17 protein-coding genes are annotated in these 16,976 nt (G+C 73.4%); 8 read left to right on the forward strand and 9 right to left on the reverse strand.

Annotation, left to right across the window (positions count from 1 at the left end; all coding sequences use genetic code 11):
* Positions 1-51 precede the first annotated feature (51 nt).
* Positions 52-258, reverse strand: coding sequence for a cell division protein SepF (locus AB0C84_RS02465; RefSeq protein WP_179831795.1), 207 nt, complete (start codon positions 256-258; stop codon positions 52-54).
* Between the two features lie 121 nt (positions 259-379).
* Here AB0C84_RS02465 and AB0C84_RS02470 point away from each other — a divergent pair, with 121 nt between their 5' ends.
* From AB0C84_RS02470 to AB0C84_RS02480, 3 genes are all read left to right on the forward strand, one after another.
* The gene (locus AB0C84_RS02470; protein ID WP_361060372.1) at positions 380-739 is read left to right on the forward strand and encodes a DUF1801 domain-containing protein; all 360 of its coding nucleotides are present in this window, start codon (positions 380-382) and stop codon (positions 737-739) included.
* Positions 740-786: 47 nt separating this feature from the next.
* On the forward strand, positions 787-1,074 hold the full coding sequence (locus AB0C84_RS02475; protein WP_361060374.1) for a hypothetical protein: 288 nt from the start codon (positions 787-789) through the stop codon (positions 1,072-1,074).
* A 317-nt stretch (positions 1,075-1,391) separates the two neighbouring features.
* Positions 1,392-1,805, forward strand: coding sequence for an ATP-binding protein (locus AB0C84_RS02480; protein ID WP_361060376.1), 414 nt, complete (start codon positions 1,392-1,394; stop codon positions 1,803-1,805).
* A gap of 56 nt (positions 1,806-1,861) precedes the next feature.
* Here the strand turns inward: AB0C84_RS02480 and AB0C84_RS02485 are convergent, their stop codons facing one another.
* The 3 genes from AB0C84_RS02485 to AB0C84_RS02495 all read right to left on the reverse strand — a co-directional run bounded on the left by AB0C84_RS02485 (position 1,862) and on the right by AB0C84_RS02495 (position 3,998).
* Positions 1,862-2,518 carry a choice-of-anchor P family protein gene (locus AB0C84_RS02485; RefSeq protein ID WP_179844870.1) on the reverse strand — a complete coding sequence of 219 codons (657 nt, stop codon included), beginning with the start codon at positions 2,516-2,518 and terminating at the stop codon, positions 1,862-1,864.
* A 45-nt stretch (positions 2,519-2,563) separates the two neighbouring features.
* Positions 2,564-3,373 carry a L,D-transpeptidase gene (locus AB0C84_RS02490; protein ID WP_258944930.1) on the reverse strand — a complete coding sequence of 270 codons (810 nt, stop codon included), beginning with the start codon at positions 3,371-3,373 and terminating at the stop codon, positions 2,564-2,566.
* Between the two features lie 151 nt (positions 3,374-3,524).
* Positions 3,525-3,998, reverse strand: a complete 474-nt coding sequence (locus AB0C84_RS02495) for a MarR family transcriptional regulator (RefSeq protein WP_361060378.1) — start codon at positions 3,996-3,998, stop codon at positions 3,525-3,527.
* Between the two features lie 95 nt (positions 3,999-4,093).
* Between AB0C84_RS02495 and AB0C84_RS02500 the strand changes: the two genes are divergently transcribed.
* Positions 4,094-5,275 (forward strand): PP2C family protein-serine/threonine phosphatase, encoded by a 1,182-nt coding sequence (locus AB0C84_RS02500; RefSeq protein WP_361060379.1) that lies wholly within the window; start codon positions 4,094-4,096, stop codon positions 5,273-5,275.
* 47 nt (positions 5,276-5,322) lie between these two features.
* Here AB0C84_RS02500 and AB0C84_RS02505 read toward each other — a convergent pair whose 3' ends face one another.
* Together AB0C84_RS02505 and AB0C84_RS02510 are read right to left on the reverse strand one after the other, a co-directional pair.
* Positions 5,323-7,023 carry an ATP-binding protein gene (locus AB0C84_RS02505; protein WP_361060381.1) on the reverse strand — a complete coding sequence of 567 codons (1,701 nt, stop codon included), beginning with the start codon at positions 7,021-7,023 and terminating at the stop codon, positions 5,323-5,325.
* Complete coding sequence (locus AB0C84_RS02510; RefSeq protein WP_361060383.1) at positions 7,020-8,222, reverse strand: SpoIIE family protein phosphatase; 1,203 nt, start codon at positions 8,220-8,222, stop codon at positions 7,020-7,022. Before AB0C84_RS02510 ends, AB0C84_RS02505 begins: the two co-directional genes overlap by 4 nt.
* Before the next feature lie 214 nt (positions 8,223-8,436).
* Here AB0C84_RS02510 and AB0C84_RS02515 point away from each other — a divergent pair, with 214 nt between their 5' ends.
* Together AB0C84_RS02515 and AB0C84_RS02520 are read left to right on the forward strand one after the other, a co-directional pair.
* Positions 8,437-9,069: a sigma-70 family RNA polymerase sigma factor gene (locus AB0C84_RS02515; protein ID WP_361060385.1), complete on the forward strand. Its 633-nt coding sequence runs from the start codon at positions 8,437-8,439 to the stop codon at positions 9,067-9,069.
* Between the two features lie 104 nt (positions 9,070-9,173).
* Complete coding sequence (locus AB0C84_RS02520; protein ID WP_361060387.1) at positions 9,174-10,337, forward strand: CU044_5270 family protein; 1,164 nt, start codon at positions 9,174-9,176, stop codon at positions 10,335-10,337.
* 67 nt (positions 10,338-10,404) lie between these two features.
* On the opposite strand, the gene AB0C84_RS02525 is transcribed toward AB0C84_RS02520, so the two are convergent.
* Both AB0C84_RS02525 and AB0C84_RS02530 read right to left on the reverse strand, forming a co-directional pair.
* Positions 10,405-10,641 carry a hypothetical protein gene (locus AB0C84_RS02525; RefSeq protein ID WP_361060389.1) on the reverse strand — a complete coding sequence of 79 codons (237 nt, stop codon included), beginning with the start codon at positions 10,639-10,641 and terminating at the stop codon, positions 10,405-10,407.
* Positions 10,642-10,786: 145 nt separating this feature from the next.
* Positions 10,787-12,286 (reverse strand): pentapeptide repeat-containing protein, encoded by a 1,500-nt coding sequence (locus AB0C84_RS02530; protein ID WP_361060391.1) that lies wholly within the window; start codon positions 12,284-12,286, stop codon positions 10,787-10,789.
* Between the two features lie 198 nt (positions 12,287-12,484).
* Between AB0C84_RS02530 and AB0C84_RS02535 the strand changes: the two genes are divergently transcribed.
* Positions 12,485-14,569, forward strand: coding sequence for an RNA degradosome polyphosphate kinase (locus AB0C84_RS02535; protein ID WP_361060393.1), 2,085 nt, complete (start codon positions 12,485-12,487; stop codon positions 14,567-14,569).
* Positions 14,562-15,431, forward strand: a complete 870-nt coding sequence (locus tag AB0C84_RS02540; protein ID WP_361060395.1) for an NUDIX domain-containing protein — start codon at positions 14,562-14,564, stop codon at positions 15,429-15,431. The genes AB0C84_RS02535 and AB0C84_RS02540 overlap by 8 nt, the downstream gene beginning before the upstream one ends.
* 13 nt (positions 15,432-15,444) lie before the next feature.
* On the opposite strand, the gene AB0C84_RS02545 is transcribed toward AB0C84_RS02540, so the two are convergent.
* Complete coding sequence (locus AB0C84_RS02545) at positions 15,445-16,935, reverse strand: CYTH and CHAD domain-containing protein (RefSeq protein WP_361060397.1); 1,491 nt, start codon at positions 16,933-16,935, stop codon at positions 15,445-15,447.
* Positions 16,936-16,976: the final 41 nt, after the last annotated feature.

A 16,976-nucleotide genomic window follows, 5' to 3' on the forward strand; every position in this document is an offset into this window, starting at 1 on the left:
GAAAGCGAGTAACGGCTTTCGCGCGGGGAGGATCGACCGCTCGCCGCGCTCTCAGGGCTGGAGGAGGAAGAGTTTCCGGTCGACGCGGTCGAGGGCGCCGCCGCGGCCGAAGACCAGGCCGGTGGCGAAGTCGACGAGGCGTTTGGCGTCGCCGTCCGGAAGGTCGGTCAGATCCATGAGCACCGGGACGCCCTTGCGGAAGAAGTGCCCCACGTACAGGACCTCGTTGTAGTTCTGGGGACGCAGCGACTTGACCACGGCCCCAGTCTGCCCGGCACCTCCACGGGGTCAAGTGACCCACGCCACAGGCAAGAAATCTCTCCCGATTGTCGATCCGCCCGTCCGCCGGGCGACGCGTTGGTGACGAGAGGGGATCGACATGGGTAAGCACGCGAATGTCCAGGAGTACGTGGCGGACGTCCCGGAGGGACTGCGGGACGTCTTGGAGAAGGCCCTCGCGGTGGTCGGCGAGGCGATGGGGGTCGAGCCCGCGCTGTGGCACGGCCAGCCGACCTGGAGCCTCGGGGACAAGCCGGGGCAGAAGCCGGTGTGCTTCCTGAAGGCGTATCCCAAGCATGTGACGTTCGGCTTCTGGAAGGGCCAGCTGATCGAGGACGGCTCAGGCCGCCTGGAGGCCATGTCCAGGCAGATGGCCGGTGTGAAGCTGCGCGGTCCGGACGACGTCGACGCCGACCTGTTCGCCGGCTGGCTCAAGGAGGGACGCGACCTGGAAAATTAGGTCAAGGGCGCTTGACGTCAGGATCACTTGACGCGCACACTCGCATCATGGTCACTCCAGATGGGATCGAGCGAGACATCACGCTGACGAGCGCGGCGGCCCGGTACGACGAGCTGTGGGTCCGGGACGCCGTCGGAGAACCGCCGCTCCGGCGCGAGGAGGTCCTCGAACTCCTCGCGCTCGGCGAGGTGATCGCGCGGAAGGCGGTCTACGGCCGGCAGCTCGCCGTCCGTTCGGCCCGCCGCGCGGGCGCGTCGTGGGCCCAGATCGGCGGCGCGATGGGCGTCAGCAAGCAGGCCGCCTGGGAAGCGCACGGCAAGTGGATCGACGAGTAGTTGGCAGTGCACTCCTCCTTCGGGCGCAGAGCGCCCTCCATCGTCGTGAACTGCGGGCGATCGCTGGCATCGCTCCGTCTCGCCTTGCGGCTCGCTGCGCGATCAGGTTCTCGCAAGCTCGAACCTGCCTTCGGACGCGATCGCAACATCCGGGTTGTTGTGTGGTTGCGGTACTGGCTGAGGCCTTCGCGTCCGGTGCTTCGGTCTCCGTGTCCGGTGGTTCGGTCTCCGTGCTGGTCTATGCGAAAAGCAATAGACATGGTTTCTCTCCGTTAGCTGTGGGAAATCTGTTGCTAGAGGGAACGGAGGCGATTGGCATGGAGGTCGTTCTTGAAATGACCCTGCCGAGGAACGCAGAGAGCGCACCGCTGGTGCGGCACACGCTCGACGCCTCTCTCCGCGGGCTCGGAGTGGGTTCCGAGGTCCGTGCGGATATCGCGCTCGCGCTGGGCGAGGCGTGCGCGAACGTCATTCAGCATGCCGCGGCCGGAATGGAGTACGAGGTCCGGGCGCGGATGGACGGCGCGAGATGCGTCGTGGACGTCATCGACGGGGGCACGGCGGACGGGGTTGACGGGGCCGCGGCGTGGGAGCGCGTGGAGGCGCCGCCGCTGGCCGAGCACGGGCGGGGACTTCGGTTGATGCGGGCGTTCACGGAGGGGGTTCAGATCGCCGGGCGCGCTCACCGGAACGGGTCGATCGTGCATTTCGAGAAGTCGCTGGCGAGCTGACGGCATGGAACGGCCCGGCGGGCTGGTGCCCGCCGGGCCGCGGCTCGGGACGCCGGTCAGCCGGTGACCGGGAGGTCGTGCTTGACGGGCTTCGGCGCGGGGGCCTCGGACGGGCCGTGCGCCGGGCCGGCGGGCTTGCCGCAGGTGGCGGACGCGACCCGGATGGCGCCCTTGTTGCCGGGCAGGGCCAGTTCCATGCCGGTGACGGCGAGGCGGCCGTCGGCCATGCGCTGCTGCTTGTTGAGGACGAGGGCCGTCCGGCCGAGGCCGTCCACGTCGACGGGGACGGTGGTGTTGGGCGGCGGGGTGGAGTCCAGGTGCTTTCCGGCGAGCGTGGCGCGGGCGAGGTGGGCGCCGCCCTGTCCGGCGGTGCACTTGGCGGTGACGGCGTCGGCCAGCAGCTTCGCGGACGGGACGGACAGGTGCGCGACCGCGGAGCGGGCGCGGGCGGCGGAGGCGTCGACGTCCAGCGCGGACGCCTTGACCAGCTTGGTGCGGTCCTCGCGCAGGAGGCTCTTGCTGACCCGGCCGGTGCTGGAGGAGACGGCGGGCACCGGCGGGACGGCGATCGGCCCGGTCACGGTCAGCCCGTACGCCGAGCCTTCGCTGCCGGGGGCGGCGGCGAACGCCGGGGCGGGGACGGCGGCCGCGGTGAGGCCGGCGGCGAGCAGCCCGGCCGTGGCGAACCGTTTGGCGGCATGGTTGTGACGCATGAACGTACTCCGATTCTCGTGAGGGCTTGAGGTGGTGCCGGCCGGTCAGGCCGTGATGAACACCAGGGAACCGAGCGGCACCCGGGACAGCGCCTTCAAGGCGTCCGCGGGTACGCGCACGCAGCCGTGCGTGACGGCCTTGCCGAACACCGAGGTGTCGGGCCAGCCGTGGAGTGCGACGGTGCCGGGACCGCCGCCGAAGGTGTCGAGGGTCGCCGAGTGGGTACCGAGTGGCAGGACGATGGGGCTCGGCGTCTTCTTGGCCGGGGCGAGCGTCGCCATGACGAACGTCCGGCCGGTCGGCGTCGGGGTCTTGACGTCGCCGGTCGCGACGGGCCAGCGGCCCACCGGGCGCGCGGACCTCTCCAGGACGAGGCGTCTGCGGGTGAGGTCGACGCGGACGGTGTAGGGGGTGTGCGCGGTCTTCAGCGCGGTGCCGGGAACCCAGCCGGTCGCCCCGTTGGGACGGCTCGGCAGGAGCACCCTCCGCCAGTCGCCCGAGGTCTCCACCACGGGCACCCAGGTGGGGCCGCCGAGTTCGGCGACGGGAAGGGTGGCGAAGCGGTGACCGGCCGGGCGGTCGAACACGGGCGCCGGGCTGGTGGGGTGCACGACGAGGCCGTCGGTGGCGCCGTCGGGCGTGGGGTCGGCCGGGGCGCCGGGGAGGTTCGTGTAGGTCGTGGCCTCAGGGACCTTGGCGGGCGCGGCCTGCCCGCCCTTGGTCCCGGCGGCCGACGCCGTGCCGTGCCCGGAGGAGGAGCCGCCGCATCCGCCGGCGGAGAGGAGCAGGGCAGCGGTGATCCCGCCCGCGGTGACGGCGCGCAGGGAATGCCGAGGGGCACGTATGGTCGCCATGAGCGGGGATGTTAGTAGTGGTGAAGGCGGCCGTATCGAGAATGGCGAAAACGCTCCCGAGCCGACTGCTTTAAATGTTGATAATGCTCAATTTGGAAGGCGCTTTGCGGAGGGTCACGACTTTTCGGGGAAAACGGATTTCATGGACGGTTCACGCGAGCATCGAGAGGGAACCGCCGTCGTCGTCCGGGCGGGTGGCCGCCTCGTGGAACTCGGTGAGCCCCCACAGCAGCGCGGCCTGCGCGGCCGCCGGCATCTCGGCCAGCACGCGGGTGAGGTGCTCGCGCCGCCGCAGCCGGAGCCGGTCGAGGAGCGCCTGCCCGTCGCTGCTCAGCCGGACGGTGACCTGGCGCCGGTCGCGTCCCGGGTCGCGCGTGAGCAGCCCGGCCGCCTCCAGCCGGTCGCACAGCCGGCTCGCCGACGACACCAGCGCGCCGAGCTCGCCCGCGAGCCTGCTGATGTTGACGGGCCCCCGCTCCAGGACGAACAGCGCGCGCAGTTGCGTGGACGGAATAGGGACATCCGGGGCATTGTGGGCGCGCGACCATACGTTCAACAGGGTGGAGGCCGCATCGTCGAGCGCGGCCGCGGACTCCGCGGCGTCCTCACCCGACGTGGCCACCATGCCCTCCACTGTTACACACGACGTCGCCCACGGCATCCCGGGACCTGCGGGTCCGCCGGCCGCCGGGGCCGTGCTGCGACGAGGCGAGGATCGAGATGCATGGTGCACCCGGGGATGACGGGCCGTTCGAGGCGGCCAGGAAGGCGATCTGGGCGGCTCCGCCGAACGATGTGATCGCCGTCGCGGCCGACCTGCTCGACCGGCACGCCGGCGGCGCGGACACCGAGGTCCTGATGATCGACTACCGGCAGACGTTCCTCGTCCGGACGCTCTCCGCCGGCGACGACGTCCCCGTGGACAACACGGCGCCTGGCCGTGCGTTCGCGTCGCAGCGGACCGTCCAGGAGGACGGGGGCGGGCTCGCCCACCTGCCGCTGACCGTGAAGGGGGAGCGGATCGGGATCCTGTCGGTGCGGCTTCCGGACGGCGGGCCGCCCTGGCTCGACGACTTCGCCGGCGTGCTCGCCCGCGCCCTCAAGATCGCCGACCAGGCCACCGACCTGTACCGGCGCCTGCGGCGGCGGACGCGGCTGACCCTGGCCGCCGAGATGCAGTGGGACCTGCTGCCCGCGCCCGCCTACCAGGCGTCCGAGCTCTGCTTCGCGGGCCAGTTGGAGCCCGCGTACGCCGTGTGGGGCGACGCGTTCGACTGGGCCACGTCCGCCGACCGGTTCATGCTGACCGTCAGCAACGGGATGGGGTCGGGCACGGAGTCGGCGGAGCTCACCCATCTGGCGATCAGCGCGCTGCGCAACGCCCGCCGGTCGGGCGGTGACATCGTCGAGCAGGCCGAGCTCGCCGACGAGGCGGTGTTCGGACGGTACCGGGGCGAGCGGCTCGTGGACGCGCTGCTGCTGGAGTTCGAGCTCACCGACGGGAGGGTGCGGGTCATCGACGCGGGCTCACCGGTGATCAGCCGGATGCGGGGCGGCGCCACGGAGCGGATCGCGTTCGAGGCGCAGATGCCGCTCGGCATGTTCGGCGACACCCGCTACGTGCCCCAGGAGTTCGCCGTCGAGCCGGGCGACCGGCTGGTCATCGTCAGCGACGGCGTGCACGGCGCCCGGTCGCCCGCCGGAGTCCTCTACGGCGACGCCGGACTGCCCCAGGCGATGCGCGCCACCCGCTTGCAGGACCCGCCCGAGGCCGTCCGCACCATGATCCGGCACTACGTCGGCTTCCACGGGGGCACCGAGCCGTCCGACGACGCCGTGATCGTGTGCGTCGACTGGACGGGCCGGGACGCGGACGCCGGGAAGACCGGCCCGGAAGCCTGACGATCCCACCAAACCGTCGCCGAAGCCGACCGTCCCGAAGGCCCTGGTCAGGACGCCTGGGAGGGCTGGTCGTCCTGCTCTCCGGTGCCCTCCTCGCCGTCCTCTTCTGTACTGGCCGACGGCTGGGCGGGCAGCGTCCACCGGAAGGTGGTCCCGGTGGCGGCCTCCGCGTCCGGCTCGGCGTGCTCGCCGGCGGCGAGCCAGATGCGTCCGCCGTGGTACTCGACGATCTTCTTGCACAGGGCCAGGCCGATCCCCGTGCCGGTGTACTCCTCGCGCGAGTGCAGCCGCTGGAAGATGAGGAAGATCCGGTCGGCGTAGCGGGGGTCGATGCCGATCCCGTTGTCGGAGCAGCCGAACTCCCACTCGTCCCCGGCGCGGCGGACGTCGATGGTGACGCGCGGCGGCACGCCCTCCCGGCGGAACTTGATCGCGTTTCCGACGAGGTTCTGGAACAGCTGGACCAGCTGGGTGCGGTCCCCGGCCACGTCGGGCAGCTCCGCCACGTCCACCTCGGCGCCGGTCTCCTCGCACAACGTGGAGAGGTTGTCCAGCGCCTGCCGGACGACGTCGTCGAGGTCGACGGAGTCCTCGGGGCGCGACATCCGGCCCACGCGGGAGAAGCTCAGCAGGTCGTTGATCAGGGCCTGCATGCGCTTGGCGCCGTCCACGGCGAACGCGATGTACTGCCGTCCGCGGTCGTCGAGCTTGTCGCCGTACCGGCGTTCGAGCATCTGGCAGAAACTGGCGACCTTGCGCAGCGGCTCCTGGAGGTCGTGGCTCGCGACGTAGGCGAACTGCTCCAGTTCGGCGTTGGAGCGGCGCAGTTCCTCGGTCTGCTCGTCGAGCCGGCGGGACTTGTCCTCGCTGGTGCGCCACTCCTCGATGATCCGGGCGCGCATCGCGTCGATGATCGCCGCCAGCTCGTTGATCTCCGCCGGGCCGGGGACGTCGAGCCGGTGCCCGAAGTCGCCCTCCGAGACGGCGCGGACGCGTCCGGTCAGGGTCGACACCGGCGTCAGCACGGTCCGGCGGAACAGCACGGCGAGCAGCAGCGCGGCGACGACGACCATGGCGAGCGCGGCGAACGTGGACCACTGGGCGGCCCTCGCGCGCGAGTTCAGCTTCGCGGCGGACCGCTCGTGCAGTTCGGTGATGTCGGCCTGCAGCGGCGTCATGTCGCCGCGCGCCTGGACGAGGAGGCGGCCCGCCAGCCGGCTCTCGCCGCGGTCGATGCCCTGACCGCCGGGTCCGGCGGCGACCCGGTCGGCGAACCCGGTCCGCCAGGCCCGCGAGTCGGCGGTCGCCTTGGCGAGGAGCCGGTCGACCTCCTCGTGGCCGGGCACCCCCGCGAGGAGGCGGCGCATGCGGGCGGCGGACGCCGCCTCCTGGCGCACGGCGGACCGGTACTGCTCGACGTGCTCGCGCCCGCCCTCCTCGGCGTACGCGCGGATGGCCGTGTCCTGGCCGGTGATGGCGGAGGAGAGCCGGAACTGCTCGAGCGTCGCCGGGTCGACGCGCTCGATCAGGACGTCGCGGGCCTGCTCGTTCCCGTACAGCGCCGTCCCTGCCTGCACGAAAGCGGCCAGCAGGAGGGCGCCGAGGACGGCGGAGCCGACCCGGTAGATCTGGACGAGCCGGACCCGGCCCATCCCCTGCCCCTCGGGGATCTGCGCGCCGGGCAGCACGGCGCCCGGCCCGGCGGCGCGCGGCTCCTGGCCGGTCTCGGCGGACCTCGCGGTGGTCATCGGTCGTCCCCCCGGCTCAGCATCAGCAGGGCGAGGTCGTCGGAGAGGACGTCGCCGTTCAGCCGCTCGGCCTCGGCGATGAGCCCGTCGACGAGCACGTCGCCATGCCGCCCTTCCTCGTGCGCGGTCTTGGCGAGGTGCAGCAGGCCCGCCATGTCGAGCTGGCCGCCGTCCTCGCCGGCGCCCCCCTCGATCAGTCCGTCGGTGTAGAGCAGCAGCCCCCACTCGTCGCCGAGCTCCAGGTCGGCGGCGGGCCACCGGGCGCCCGGGAGCAGCCCGAGCGCCGGGCCCCGCGGCTCGTCCGGGAGGGCCTCCACGCCGCCCGGCGAGAAGAACAGGGGGCACGGGTGCCCGGCCCGGTACACCCGGGCGGTGCGCCGGTCGGGCGCGATCGTCACCATGCAGGCGGTCGTGAAGATCTCGTCGCTCCACCGCTCGTGCTGCAGGACGGTGTCGAGGGTGTCGAGGAGGCGCGAGCCCGTGTGCCCGCCGAGGACGAGCGTGCGCCACGCCATGCGGAGCCGGACGCCGAGGGACGCCTCGTCCGCGCCGTGCCCGCTCACGTCGCCGATGACGGCGTGCACGGTGCCGTCGGAGGTCTCGACGGTGTCGTGGAAGTCGCCGCCGAGCAGCGCCCGGTCGCGTCCGGGCCGGTAGCGGGTGTGGTGCCGCAGCGTCCGGTCGTGCAGGATCGGCACGGGCAGCAGGCCGCGCTCCAACCTGGCGTTCTCCCGGCTGAGGGCCCGCGCCTCGACGAGCTGCCGCTCGGACTCGTCGGCGCGCTTGCGCTCGATCGCGTAGCTGATCGCCCGGGTGAGCAGCGCGCCGTCCGCGTCCTGCTTGACGAGGTAGTCCTGGGCGCCTGCGGCGACGGCGGCGACGCCGACGTGCGCGTCGGCGAGGCCGGTCAGCACGAGCACGGCCGTGGTCGGCGAGTGCTCGCGCACCTGGTGGAGGGCGTCGAGCCCCTGCGCGTCCGGGAGGGACAGGTCGACGATGACGCACTGGATGTCGGGCCGCAGCGCGGCGAGGGCCTCGGCGAGCGTGGCCGCGACGGTGATCCGCAGACCGGGCTGCGCCTCGGTCAGGAGCTCCTCGAACAGGAAGGCGTCGCCGGGATCGTCCTCGACGAGAAGGAGGTGCGGGGATCCGGCGACACCGGGGAGCCGCTCCGCACCGCGACTGGGCATCGCGGCCATGTCTCAGCTCCTTCTGTCCGGCCTGGGCCGGGTCGATGTCAGGTGGGAGGCCCTTGCCATCGAGCAAATGTTAGAGGCATCGGGCGCCCGGGGGGCACGCGGAGCGGTGAAACGGCGCTCGTCCGGAGGAACCCGCCGCCCTTCCGGTAACGATGCCGCCTCCCGCGCCACTACCCCGTGACATGACCTGATCGGACGGACGGAGGAGCACGCGGTGGCAGACGAGGCCCCCGATGAACAGCGCTTCACCGCGATCTACGACGAGTGCCGCCAGCGCGTGTGGGCCTACGCCGCCGCCCGCGCCGGCGGCCAGGTCGCGGACGAGGTGGTGAGCGAGACCTTCGCCGTGGCGTGGCGGCGGCTCGCCGACGTCCCGGACCCGGCGCTGCCGTGGCTGCTCGGCGTCGCGCGCAACGTGTTGCGCGACGGGCACCGCGCGCGGGTGCGCCGCGAGTCGTTCGCGGCCGAGCTCGGGCGGTGGGCGCCGCGCCAGACGGGCGACGTCGCCGAGGACGTGGCGGAGCGGATGGCGGTGCTGCGCGCGATGGCGGCGCTGCCCGAGGGGGACCGGGAGATCCTGATCCTCATCGCCTGGCAGGGCCTGACGCCCCGCGAGGCCGCCCGCGTCGTCGGCTGCACGCCCGCGGCGCTGCGGGTGCGCCTGCACCGCGCGCGCCGCCGCCTGCTCCGCGCGGCCGAGGACGAGCAGCCGGACGCCCGAACGGCGTCCGCCCGCCCGGACCCGCCCCGGCCGCCCGCCCGGACCGACCCCGGACCGGGGTCGGGGGGTGCGGCGGCGCAAGGAGCACGTTCGCAGGTCGGAGTCGTCAAGGGAGAAACGGTATGAGCGGAGCGAACCGGGGGGTGCGGGGGGTCGTCCCCCCGCCAGGAAACGGTATGAGCGGAGCGAACCGGGGGGTGCGGGGGGTCGTCCCCCCGCCGGGAAACGGCATGAAGGATGTGATGCGGGTGTTGCGGGATGCCAGGCCTGAGGAGATGGACCCGGGTGCGCCGGTGGACGAGGGCGTGCGGCGGGACGAGTTGGCGCGGGCCATGGCGGCGCCGCGTCCGGAGGCGGCCGGGAGCACCGCGCCCGCGCGTCGGCGGGTGCGGCCGGTCTGGGGGCTGGGGCTCGCCGGGGCGGTGGCCGCGGGGGCGGTGGCCGCGGCGGCGGTGTTCGTCGCCCCCGGCGGGGACGGGACGGACTCGGGCGGAACGGGCGGAGGGGGCGGCGGCGAGCGGGTGCTCGACGCGCGGACCGTCCTGCTCGCGGCGGCCGAGAAGGCGGACGGTCAGACCGAGACGACGGGGGCGTACTGGCACCAGGTGACGGTCTCGTCCTCCACGTACACGGTGGGCAAGGGCGGCGGCGCCTACGCCGTGACGGTCAGGAGCAAGGCGGAGAGCTGGACGCCGAGCAGGCCGGGCGGCAAGGCGTGGGGCGCGGCGCAGGACCTCGGGGCCAAGCCCGCGACGAAGGCGGACGCGGAGGCGTGGCGGCGCGCGGGGTCGCCCGCGACGTTCAAGATCCAGATTCCGGTCGCGCCGGGGGGCAAGGGCCGCCTGAAGGGGTTCACGGCGAAGACCGCGCCCGGTGCGCGCAGCTTCAACGGCTCCGCGCTGGTCGACGGCGACAAGGTGTTCTGGCTCGGCCGCAACGTGAGCATGAAGGACCTGCGGGCGCTGCCGTCCGACCCGAAGCGGCTCCAGGCCGAGCTGCTGCGCTGGTACAAGGGCCATGACACCGAGTCGAACCGGCCGATGGCGTCGGACCGGTGGCTCTACACCGTGGCACGCGGCCTGGTGATGGACATGCCGGTGAAGCCGGCGGTGCGGGCGGCCGCGTTCCGGATGCTGGCGGGGCTCCCGGCGGTGCGCTCGCTCGGGAAGGTCACGGATCCGCAGGGGCGGACGGGGAACGCCATCGCGCTGGACGACAAGACGCCGCAGGGCGTGATCCGGGACGAAATGATCATTGATCTGGCGACGGGCAATGCGCTGGCCGGGCTGAACGTCATGGTGGCGCCGGCGGCCGGGGTGAGCGTCCCGGCGGGGCGGACGATGAACTCCACCGCCCTGGTCGGCGCGGAATGGACGGATACCAAGCCGCGCTGACGTCATTGCGGAAGGGACGGTGCCGGCGCGGTGCCGTCCCTTCCCGGTGTTAGTGGCCGGGTTGTGATCACGCGCTTCTGGGGGTGCGGCGCGCGGTTTTCTGTGCGGCTTTGCGGCCCGCGGCGGCCGCCTTGGCGCGGTTCAGGCTTTCGCGGACCTTGGCGGCGCCGCGCGCCGCCGTCACGGTGTCCTTGGCGCGCCCGGCGTAAACGGCGAGCACCTCGGCGACGGGGGGAGGCTGCCATTCCTCCTTCGCCACGATCGGCAGGAGGGGGACGGGTGCGGCGGCGGAGTTTCCGGACACGGGGTTTCCAGTCACGGGGACGAGCGCGAGATGCGATTGGCAGTGCGGGCACTGCACCCCCGGATGGGTGTCTCTGCTCATAACAAGAATCATTACGCGTGGGTCTGACAAAACAACCCCCCGCCTTTAGCGGGCCGTCCGGCGCTTATGTGTTGCGGGCGCCCGTGTGCGCGCCGCGGACGCTCCCCGTGCGGTTGTCGTGCCGGGTCCGGTCGTCGTGGCGGACCAGGGACGCGCCGCAGCACAGCAGCGCGATGATGACGGCGAGCCAGGCCACGGCGCGTCCCGCGCGCAGCCCGTATCCGCAGGTGATCCACAGAAGGTGCAGGCCGGCGCGGCGCCACGGGTCGCGCTCGCCGTGGCGGCGCATCTCCAGCGCGCTGTAGCGGAAGTCGCGGGCGAGGCGGTCGCGGTCGGAGTCGGCCGTGGCACGTGCCAGCGCCTGGTACAGCGCGCGCAGCCGGTCGTCGTCGTGGCCGGCGCCGCCGGCGATGTCCTCGGCGAGGACGGCCCGGTCGCGGCGGCGCCACGGCCGCAGCCGGCGCCGGCCGGGCGCGGTCGCGAACGCGCAGTCGCCCGTGATCCGCAGCGCGTCGGGCCGCCGCAGCCCGAGGAAGCCGCAGCCGCTGAGGTCGACGTCGGCGAGCAGCAGCCGGGTCGCGTCCGCGCGGCGCAGCGACAGGAGCCGGACGCCGGACGTGCCGTTCCCGGCGGCGTTCCCGGTGGTGGGCTCGGCGAGGCCCTGGATCGGGTGGGCCAGCGCCCGGACGGCGGCCGGGCCCTCGAACACCGCGTCCTCCAGATCGAGTTCGGCGTGCCGGAGCCGGAAGTCGGCCTCCCCGTGGACGATCGTGCCGCGGGCGATGACCTGCCGCGCCGCCGCGTGCACCCGCAGCCCGCCGTGCACGGTCGCGTCCGACAGCGCGATCCGGCCGCCCGCCGCCAGCGGGCCGAGCCAGGCGCCGTGCCGGAACCGCGCCCGCTCGAACCGGGCGTGCCGCGTCACCTGCACGCGCCGGAACGACACGTCGCCGCGGAAGCCGGCCCCCTGCATCGCCGCGTCCCGCCCGAACCGCGCGCGGTCGAAGCAGGCCGCGCCCATGAACACGGCGCCGCGGAGGGCGGCGTCGGCGTGCCACCGCGTCTCGCCGAAGAGGGCGTCGCCGGTGAACACCGCCTCCTCGAACGAGGCGTGCCGGTGGAACCGGGCCTCGTGGAAGGACGCGTTGCGCCCGAAGCGCGCCGCCCGGAACGAGGCGTTGCCGAAGAACCGCGCGTCGTAGAACGACGCGCCGCCGAGGAAGCGGGCGCCGTCGAACGAGCTGTCGCCCTCGACGCAGAAGCCGCGCAGGCCCGCGTCGGCCGGCAGCACCGCCCCGTCGAACCGGGTCCGGCCGAGGTGGGGCCGCCCGTCGGGGCCGGTGACGGCGTCCAGCACCCCGTCCAGCAGCCACGGCGGGACGGTGACGCCGCGCAGGTCGAGGTCGGCGCCGGGGCGCAGCGAGTCCACGAACCGCTCGAACTCGCTGGGGCGCAGGTGGGCGGGGCAGGCGCCCGGGCCGCCCGCGGCCCGGCCGGTGCAGCCGTCGACGGCGGTGCAGCGCGGCCAGAACACCGTGGGCGGCGAAGCCTCGTGAGGAGTCACGGTCTTCGTTCTACCCACGCGGAGGCGCGCAGTGAAGGTTTCCCGGTGGCCAGGTCGTTGCAACCCCCCGGCCACGTTCGGCGACGGTGGCCGGAGCGGAGTGATCTGGGGGAACCACGGGAATGATCGACGTATCAGATACCTGGGCGGAACCCGCACGTTCGACTTTCGTTAACCTAGATCAGGGAAAATTCTGGCATGACCGTCAATCCAGGACATGTCCCCCCGCAATCCGAGGCGCTGCCCGACGACCGCTTCCTCGACCGGGAGGAGAGCTGGCTGAGGTTCAACCAGCGCGTCCTGGAGCTCGCCGAGGATCCGGGCCTGCCGCTGCTCGAACGCGTCCGCTTCCTGTCGATCTTCTCCAGCAACCTCGACGAGTTCTTCATGGTCCGCGTGGCCGGGCTCGCCCGCCGGATGGCGACCGGGCTGGCCGTCCAGTCCGCCAGCGGCCGCCAGCCCCGCGAGGTGCTGGCCCGCACCGGCGTGGTCGCGCACGAGCTGATGCAGCGGCACGCGTCGTGCTTCCGCAAGGAGATCCTGCCCGCGCTGGAGGACGAGGGCATCGACCTCCTGCGCTGGGACGAGCTCGCCGAGACCGAGCAGGAGCGGCTGCGGCGGCTCTTCCGTGACCGGATCTACCCCGTGCTCACCCCGCTCGTCGTCGACTCCGCGCACCCGTTCCCCTACATCTCGGGCCTGTCGCTGAACCTCGCGGTGATCGTCCGCGACCCGGAGACCGACGCCACGATGTTCGCCCGGGTGAAGGTGCCGCCGCTGCTGCCGCGCTTCATCGAGGCGTCCCCCGACCGGTTCACGCCGCTGGAGGACGTCATCGCGGCGCACCTCGGGCAGCTGTTCGTCGGGATGGAGGTCGTCGAGCACCACGCGTTCCGGGTCACCCGCAACCAGGACCTGGAGATCGACGACGACATCAGCGAGGGCCTGCTGCAGGCGCTCGAACGCGAGCTGCTGCGCCGCCGGTTCGGCCCCGTCGTCCGGCTGGAGGTCGAGGAGTCGATCTCCGAGGGGGTGCTGGACCTGCTCACCTCCGAGCTGGGGGTGGACGAGGGCCAGATCTACCGCGTCGTCGGGCCGCTGGACCTCGGCGGCCTCGCCGCCATCGCCGACCTCGACCGCCCGGAGCTGAAGTACCCCCCTTTCGTCCCGTCGAAGGAGGCGCTGCCCGAGGACGTCAGCATCTTCAGCGCCATCCGTGAGCGCGACGTCCTCGTCCACCACCCCTACGACTCGTTCACCACGACCGTCCAGCGGCTCATCGAGGACGCCGCGACCGACCCGCGCGTCCTGGCGATCAAGCAGACGCTGTACCGGACGAGCGGCGACTCCCCGATCGTGGACGCGCTGATGAGCGCCGCCGAGGCCGGCAAGCAGGTCGTGGTCGTCGTCGAGCTCAAGGCCCGGTTCGACGAGCGCGCCAACATCGCCTGGGCGCGCAAGCTGGAGACCGCGGGCTGCCACGTCGTCTACGGGTTCGTCGGGCTGAAGACGCACTGCAAGCTCGCGCTGATCGTCCGGCAGGAGTCCGAGGGCCACCTGCGCCGCTACTGCCACATCGGCACCGGCAACTACCACCCGAAGACCGCGCGCCTGTACGAGGACTTCGGGCTGCTCACCGCCGACCCCGAGGTCGGCGAGGACGTCAGCGCCCTGTTCAACCACCTCACCGGCTACTCGCGGCAGAGCTCCTACCACCGGCTGCTCGTCGCGCCGAACAGCCTGCGCTCCGGGCTCGTCCAGCGGATCGAGCACGAGATCGACAACCGCCGGGCCGGGCATCCCGCCCGCGTCCGGATCAAGTGCAACGCCCTGGTGGACGAGGTGGTCATCGACGCGCTCTACCGGGCGTCGCGCGCCGGGGTGCCGGTGGACGTCTGGGTGCGCGGCATCTGCGCGCTGCGTCCCGGCGTGCCCGGCCTGTCGGACATGATCCGGGTGCGCAGCGTCCTCGGCCGGTTCCTGGAGCACTCCCGCGTGTTCGCGTTCGAGAACGGCGGCGAGCCCGAGGTGTGGCTCGGCAGCGCCGACCTGATGCACCGCAACCTGGACCGCCGCGTCGAGGCCCTCGTCACCGTCAACGACCGGGCCCAGCGCGACGACCTGCTCGCCCTGATGGACCGGGCCATGGACGAGCGCACCCACGCCTGGGCGCTCGACGCCGAGGGCACCTGGACGCGTAGCCGGGCCGGCGCGGGCGAGACCCTCCTGGACATCCAGACCCACCTGGTGAAGAGCCGCCGGTGGAGGACGATCGATGTCTGACGTCATCAGGGCCGCCGGCGCGCTGCTGTGGCGCGACGGACCCGAGTTCGCGCTGATCCACCGCCCCCGCCACGACGACTGGTCGTTCCCCAAGGGCAAGGTCGACCCGGGCGAGCACGTGCTGCGCGCCGCCGTCCGCGAGATCGAGGAGGAGACCGGCGTCGTCCCCCGCCTCGGACGGCGCCTCCCGACCGTCTCCTATCCGCTCGGCGAGCGGACCAAGCGGGTGGAGTACTGGGCGGCCCGGCCGGTCGCCGTGAGCGCGTTCACCCCCAACGAGGAGGTGGACGAGCTGGTCTGGCTTCCGGCGGAGGAGGCCGAGGCCCGCCTCAGCTACCGGCACGACGTCGACCTGCTCCGCGGGTTCCGCCAGGGCCCGCTCGACACCGCGCCGCTGGTGATCCTGCGGCACGCGCGGGCCGGGGAGAAGCGGGCCTGGCGGGAGGCCGACGAGCTGCGCCCGCTGGACGAGGCGGGCCGCGCCGAGGCGTCCGGCCTCGCCGGGCTGCTGCACTCCTACGGGCCCATGCGGACCGTCAGCTCGGCGACGGCCCGCTGCCTGGAGACCGTCCTGCCCTACGCGCGGCGCGTGCGCGTGCCCGTCGAGACGGAGGCGGCGTTCACGGTCGGCGAGACGAACCCGGACCAGGCGGTGGAGCGGCTGCTGTCCATGGCGGGCACGCCCGCGGTGGTGAGCACGCACGGCGAGATCGTCACCGAGCTCATCGCCGGGCTGTGCCGGAAGCTGGGCGAGGAGGTCCCGGACGACACGTCCCTCGACAAGGCCGAGTTCTGGACCGCCCACCTGGCCGGCGGCACCCTGGCCGCCCTGGAACGCCACGGCACCTCGGCGGCGCCCTAGGACCGGCGCTGGTCTAGAACGAGGGGCCCAAGGTCCGTGACCAGGTGGTCGCCAGCTGGTCGCGGGCCTTCTCCGCCTCCGCTTGCTCCCCGCCGTAGAGGACGCCGATCGCGAAGGCGTCCGCGGTCGTGCGGGCGCGGGCCGCGGCCCGTTCGAGGTGCTCCATCGCGATCATGGCGTCCTGGTGGGCGCCGAGGACCTCCTGGATGCGCTTGGCGTCCTTGACCACCCGCTTGGCCGCCGCGCCCAGCACCGGGACCGCCAGCTCGGCCGCGTACCGGGCGCGCTTGGCCGCCTTGCGCGTCTCGTGGCGCGCGAGGTCGGGGTCGGCGGACGTCTTGATCGACGCGTAGTCCCCGGCCATCCGGTCCCAGGCCCGGGTGACGAGCGCGGGGAGCTCCTTGCGGGCCTTCTTCCCGGCGGCGGCCGCCAGCGGCGGTTCGGCGACCAGCCGGTCGAGGGCGTCGAGCAGGGCGAAGTACCGCGCGTCCCTCAGCGCCGAGTTCAGATGCCGGTACGCGGCCCGCTCGTGCCGCTCCAGGTCGTCCAGCAGGAAGGGCGGCGCCTGCGCGAACCGCATCCGGAGCACCTCGAGGTCGCGGACCTCGCCGAGGGGCTGCGCCACCCACCGCAGCTCGGGCCCGAGCGGCGCGGTCCGCTCCGAGTCCAGGACGGGCCGGTAGCTGCGCAGGGCGCTGCGCGTCCTGCGCACGGCCACCCGCATGCGGTGGACGGCGTCCTCCTCGCCCAGCCGCGCCCCGGGGTCGAACCGCAGGATCGCCTCGACCTGCTCGGCGAGGTAGGCCATCACGACCTCGCCCGTCGTGATCGCGGGCGCCTTCCCGTTGCTGGTGGCCGCCGTGATCCGCGACCGGGCCTCGGCCCGCTGGCGCGCCGCCTCCGAGGGCGCGACGCCGTCCCCGAGCAGCCTCGCCAGCTTCGACGCCGACTTGGCCCTCTTCGCGCCGGCCTTGCGCAGGCGCTTGCCGGCCGTCTTCAGCAGCTCCGGCGGCCCGGTGCCGAGTTCGACCTCGATCTCCCGCCACCGCTCGGGCTCGGCCTCGCGCCCGCGCCCGGTCACCAGGTCGTCGGCGACCTCCGCGAGGGCCTCGCCGTCCGCGCCGAGCAGGCGCACGACCGTCCGGCGGGTCTCCAGGGTCGCGACGGGGCGCAGCTCCGCCCCGCGGGTGTGCGCCGCGACCAGCCCGGCCAGGCGCGCCGGGACGAGCAGGGGCCGCCCGAGCGGCGCCCGGAACTCGTGCCTGCCGTCCTGCCCGGCCGGCATCTTCAGGTGCCAGCCCGCGTCCGGCCCGCCCCGCCGCCGGCGCAGTGTGATCCTGTTGGCCGCCAGGCGCAGGTCCGCGGTGTCGAAGTAGGTGGCGTGCAGCTCCCGGACCTCGGGCTCCCCGACCGACGCCACGCCCGTGAGCCCGTCCAGATCCGGCAGGACGAACCCGGCCGGGGCGTCGTACTTCTGCTCGATCTCCAGATGCCGCTCGGCCACGCGCTGCTCCTCCGGACGGGTGACAATTTGGGATACACACC

This window comes from Actinomadura sp. NPDC048955 (genome assembly GCF_040649435.1).
In the GTDB taxonomy this organism is placed as follows: domain Bacteria; phylum Actinomycetota; class Actinomycetes; order Streptosporangiales; family Streptosporangiaceae; genus Spirillospora; species Spirillospora luteofluorescens.

What these genes read in the sequence shown, in the direction of transcription:
- AB0C84_RS02470 (WP_361060372.1), top strand. Translation starts at nt 380, where the DNA reads ATGGGTAAGCACGCGAATGTCCAGGAGTACGTGGCGGACGTCCCGGAG.
- AB0C84_RS02475 (WP_361060374.1), top strand. Translation starts at nt 787, where the DNA reads ATGGTCACTCCAGATGGGATCGAGCGAGACATCACGCTGACGAGCGCG.
- AB0C84_RS02480 (WP_361060376.1), top strand. Translation starts at nt 1,392, where the DNA reads ATGGAGGTCGTTCTTGAAATGACCCTGCCGAGGAACGCAGAGAGCGCA.
- AB0C84_RS02485 (WP_179844870.1), bottom strand. Translation starts at nt 2,518, where the DNA reads ATGCGTCACAACCATGCCGCCAAACGGTTCGCCACGGCCGGGCTGCTC.
- AB0C84_RS02490 (WP_258944930.1), bottom strand. Translation starts at nt 3,373, where the DNA reads ATGGCGACCATACGTGCCCCTCGGCATTCCCTGCGCGCCGTCACCGCG.
- AB0C84_RS02495 (WP_361060378.1), bottom strand. Translation starts at nt 3,998, where the DNA reads ATGGTGGCCACGTCGGGTGAGGACGCCGCGGAGTCCGCGGCCGCGCTC.
- AB0C84_RS02500 (WP_361060379.1), top strand. Translation starts at nt 4,094, where the DNA reads ATGCATGGTGCACCCGGGGATGACGGGCCGTTCGAGGCGGCCAGGAAG.
- AB0C84_RS02505 (WP_361060381.1), bottom strand. Translation starts at nt 7,023, where the DNA reads ATGACCACCGCGAGGTCCGCCGAGACCGGCCAGGAGCCGCGCGCCGCC.
- AB0C84_RS02510 (WP_361060383.1), bottom strand. Translation starts at nt 8,222, where the DNA reads ATGGCCGCGATGCCCAGTCGCGGTGCGGAGCGGCTCCCCGGTGTCGCC.
- AB0C84_RS02520 (WP_361060387.1), top strand. Translation starts at nt 9,174, where the DNA reads ATGAAGGATGTGATGCGGGTGTTGCGGGATGCCAGGCCTGAGGAGATG.
- AB0C84_RS02535 (WP_361060393.1), top strand. Translation starts at nt 12,485, where the DNA reads ATGACCGTCAATCCAGGACATGTCCCCCCGCAATCCGAGGCGCTGCCC.
- AB0C84_RS02540 (WP_361060395.1), top strand. Translation starts at nt 14,562, where the DNA reads ATGTCTGACGTCATCAGGGCCGCCGGCGCGCTGCTGTGGCGCGACGGA.